The sequence below is a fragment of the Streptomyces sp. NPDC054840 genome (assembly GCF_053611065.1).
This window is the reverse complement of record NZ_JBSGZP010000798.1, coordinates 1-3,055: the sequence shown is the minus strand read 5'-3', so window position 1 is coordinate 3,055 and position 3,055 is coordinate 1. Positions and strand designations below refer to the sequence as shown.

Genomic DNA, 3,055 nt, shown 5'->3' with positions numbered 1-3,055 from the left:
GTCCTACGGTGCGGGGCTCCTCGCGTGTACGGTCTTCGAGGTGAGCCCGTAGACCGGGGGGCGGGGGGAAGGAAAGCGACATGGCGAAGAGGGAAGGCTGGCTCGGCCGGCTCGGGAACAAGCTGAACCGGATGGAGGCGCGGCTCAACGAGCGGCGCGCCGAGGTCGAAGCCGAGACCAGGGGTGACCTGCCGGGCCCCGCCGGGCCCCGGCGGGCACCGGTGGGCGCGGCCCACGAGGCGTCCACGGCCGCGACGGCCGGCGCGACGACCGTTCCCGCGCCGCCCGTTGTCCCGCCCGTGGTCCCCGCGCCGCACCTCGCCGCCCCGGCCGCGCCCGTGCGTCCCGACCCGGCGAGCGTCGTCCCGTGGGGGGTGCGCGTCGCCGCCGAGGCCAGCTGGCGGCTGCTGCTGCTCGCCGGGATGCTCTGGGTGCTGATGAAGGTGATCAGTGAAGTCCGCCTGGTCGTCCTCGCCTTCGCCGCCGCCATGCTCGTCACCGCGATGCTCCAGCCCTTCGTGGTCCGGCTGCGCAGACTGGGCCTGCCGCGCGGTCTGGCCACGGCCGTCACTGCGATCCTCGGCTTCGTGGTCATCGGGCTCGTCGGCTGGTTCGTGGTCTGGCAGGTCATGGAGAACCTCGACGACCTCTCCGACCGGGTCCGGGACGGCATCAACGAGCTCAAGCTGTGGGCACTGGACAGTCCGTTCCACGTGACCGAGAAGCAGATCAACGACATCGCGAAGAACCTCAGCGAGACCATCGGCACCAACACCGAGCAGATCACCTCCGCCGGACTGCAGGGCGTGACGGTGCTCGTCGAGGTCCTGACGGGCATTCTGCTCGCGATGTTCTCCACGCTCTTCCTGCTCTACGACGGCAAGCGCATCTGGAACTGGGCGCTGGGCCTGGTCCCGTCCGCCGCCCGCGCCGGTGTCGCCGGCGCCGGTCCGCGCGCCTGGCGCACGCTGACGGCGTACGTGCGCGGCACGGTCATCGTCGCCCTCATCGATGCCATCTTCATCGGCCTCGGCATCTACTTCCTGGACGTGCCGATGGCGGTGCCGCTGGCCGTCTTCATCTTCCTGTTCGCCTTCATCCCGCTCGTCGGCGCCGTGGTGTCGGGGGCCCTCGCGGTGGTCGTGGCGCTCGTGACCCAGGGCGTGTTCACCGCCCTGATGGTGCTGCTGGTGGTGCTGGCGGTGCAGCAGATCGAGGGCCACGTGCTCCAGCCCTTCATCCTCGGCCGGGCCGTACGGGTGCACCCGCTCGCGGTGGTGCTCTCGGTGGCCGCCGGCGGCATGATCGCGGGCATCGGCGGAGCGGTCGTCGCGGTGCCGCTGGTGGCCGTCACCAACACGGTGGTGGGCTACCTGAGGGCGTACTCGCGGGAGCAGCACCACCTCGGATCCGGAATGATCGGCCCGGGCCCGCACGGTTCGACGGCCCTGAGCGTGGCCCCCGAGGGCGAGGGCCACGTCACGTCCTGACCACCCCCCGGAAGCGATTATTCCGGCGATCCGGGCTGCGATGATCGAACACATTCGCGTGCCGACGGCATCGCTGGGGAAACAGGAACACGGGGGGACAGGCATGATCACCGATCCGGAACTGGGCGAGGAGTGGAAGACCGACATCCTGGAGCCGGCCCGTTCGGCGGACCGGGCCGCGCCGGGTCCGCGGGCGACGGGCGGTCCGGGCCGGCGGCCGTGGCTGTGGGCGCTGGGCGGTGCCGTGGTCGCGTCCGCGCTGTGGGGCGGCGGGCTGTACGCCTTCGGGGACCGGCCGGCCGAGCCGGATCTCGCGTACCGGACGTCGAAGAACCTGTGCCAGGACTTCAGGGCCCAGGCGCTGAGCGGGATCACCGGGGACATGCACCGGAAGCGGCCGGTGAACCACGAGAGCGACCACCCGGCCGTGTACGCGGCACGGTGTGGCCTGGCGAACGCCGGGAAGGACGGGGCGCCGTCGGACTTCGAAGTGGTGGCCCAGGTCGACCTGCACAGGAAGACGGACCCCTCGGCCGAGTTCGACGCACCGGCTCTCCCCACCATCGCCTACACGGGCGGCGTGCGCACGGCGGCGGTGCCGGACCTCGGAGAGCGTGCCGTGATGAACGTGATGTCCGGCGAGAAATGGCTGGTCCTCAAGGTGCTGGACGGCGGAGCGGTGTTCACCGTCGAAGCGGGCGTCGACACCTTCGCGGAGACGAACGGCCGGGCCGCCACGGACGTCGACGCGGTGCAGGCGGCGATGATCGAGGACATGCGTGAGCTGATGGCGGCACTCAAGCAGTAGGGGGCGCACATGATCGGGGAGCCCGAGCTCGACGGGGAGTGGGGCCCCGCGGCCGCGCCCCCGGCCGAGGTCGTGGAACGCGAGCCCGGACGGTCACCGGTACGGGCGCGGTCACGGCCGGCGCTGTGGTGGTGGGTGGTGGCGGCGGTGGTGGCCACCTCCGCCCTGTGGGCGGGCGGACTGTACGCCTTCGGGGACCGGATGGCCCGGCCGGAGATCCGCTACCGGCTCACGGACGACCTCTGCGACCAGTTCAAGGCCCCGACGCTGGAGGGACTTCTGGGCGGCCTCCCGAACGCCGCACCGGAGGCGGGCAGTCGGCATCCGGCGCTGGACTGGGCGGCGTGCTCCCGCGGCAGCGACAGGCCGGCCTCCAGCGGGACCTTCGACACGAGGGCCACGGTCGAACTGCACAAGAAGACCGATCCGGCCGTCGAGTTCGCGCTCGACACCCCTGCCGGCCGGATGTACGTCTACGACGGCGGCAGGTGGGAGTCGGTGCCCGGTCTCGGCCAGGAGGCCCTCGTCACCCGCCCCGGGATCGAGACCGGGGCCGGCGGCCTGCGGCTGCGGGTCCGTGACGGCGGCGCGGTGTTCACGATCGACGTGACGATATTCGACATGAGGGGCGAGGGCGGCTCCGACCATCAGGTCGACCCCCTGCCGGACCCCGGCCGGGAGGCCCTGGTGGCCGCGGCGGTCGAGGACGCGCGGGCACTGATGGCCGCGCTGCGCAAGAGCTGACACAGCACGGTGC

General features: G+C 72.1%; 3 protein-coding genes. All 3 read left to right on the top strand.

What is annotated here, in order from left to right:
- The first annotated feature begins 80 nt into the window (after positions 1-80).
- The 3 genes from ACWGIU_RS34170 to ACWGIU_RS34160 all read left to right on the top strand — a co-directional run bounded on the left by ACWGIU_RS34170 (position 81) and on the right by ACWGIU_RS34160 (position 3,042).
- Positions 81-1,490, top strand: a complete 1,410-nt coding sequence (locus tag ACWGIU_RS34170; RefSeq protein WP_453711991.1) for an AI-2E family transporter — start codon at positions 81-83, stop codon at positions 1,488-1,490.
- A 103-nt stretch (positions 1,491-1,593) separates the two neighbouring features.
- Entirely contained in the window at positions 1,594-2,298 is a 705-nt protein-coding gene (locus ACWGIU_RS34165; RefSeq protein WP_453711990.1) for a hypothetical protein, read from the top strand.
- Between the two features lie 9 nt (positions 2,299-2,307).
- Positions 2,308-3,042, top strand: coding sequence for a hypothetical protein (locus ACWGIU_RS34160; RefSeq protein WP_453711989.1), 735 nt, complete (start codon positions 2,308-2,310; stop codon positions 3,040-3,042).
- The last annotated feature ends 13 nt before the right edge of the window (positions 3,043-3,055 follow it).

Coding starts and splice junctions, on each gene's coding strand:
- ACWGIU_RS34170 (WP_453711991.1), top strand. CDS start 81: ATGGCGAAGAGGGAAGGCTGGCTCGGCCGGCTCGGGAACAAGCTGAAC.
- ACWGIU_RS34165 (WP_453711990.1), top strand. CDS start 1,594: ATGATCACCGATCCGGAACTGGGCGAGGAGTGGAAGACCGACATCCTG.
- ACWGIU_RS34160 (WP_453711989.1), top strand. CDS start 2,308: ATGATCGGGGAGCCCGAGCTCGACGGGGAGTGGGGCCCCGCGGCCGCG.